Source organism: Escherichia sp. AM3, assembly GCF_032029835.1.
Classification (GTDB): Bacteria; Pseudomonadota; Gammaproteobacteria; order Enterobacterales; family Enterobacteriaceae; genus Escherichia; species Escherichia coli.
Genome location: NZ_JAVUPQ010000536.1, coordinates 1 through 509, shown reverse-complemented (window position 1 = coordinate 509; position 509 = coordinate 1). Strand labels below are relative to the sequence as shown.

The 509-nt window shown below is 47.9% G+C and carries 1 protein-coding gene and 1 pseudogene; both read right to left on the bottom strand.

Features of this window, described 5'->3' with window-relative positions; genetic code table 11:
• On the bottom strand, positions 1–182 hold a 182-nt coding region (locus RTW80_RS27090), incomplete at its 3' end, for a type II toxin-antitoxin system Phd/YefM family antitoxin (protein ID WP_312721179.1).
• Positions 183–327: 145 nt separating this feature from the next.
• A pseudogene (locus RTW80_RS27085) lies at positions 328–509 on the bottom strand (DsbA family protein); the annotation flags it as partial.

Here is a 509-nt window from a genome sequence, read left to right as displayed (position 1 = left end):
GCGTTATCCTGTTCAGATAGCGTCAAAAGTTTAAGAAGTGCTATGGCATTTTCCCGTTCCTGTTGCTGGTCATATGACTCAATAACATAAGCAGGTACACCGTTTTGGGTAACCAGAATAGGCTCAGAAAGATCCAGGGATGCTGCGTTCTTTTTTACGAAAGAGATTGTTTCAACTTTCATAGTGGAGGCCTTGTCGTTAAATCAGAACTTAATATAGTCTAAATTTAGTTCCGTTACAATTCCAAACTACTGTGATTAGATGGCTGTTCCCGCCAGAAGACTACGGCAGCAGGCCTGATCGTAAATGAACAAAAGTCTCTGCTGGTCATTTCACCTGGGTGGCTTTCCGGATAGCGGCCTGGAGTCTGTCAGCGGTGACGGCTTCCGGGAAGACCGTGATGGTGTCAGGAGTGGCTCCGCTAACGGGCATGACGATGATCCCCGGTGTGCCGGAGAGTCCCAGCGCCTCTGCCAAGTTACTGTTTTTCTCCAGAGACGATGTATGGT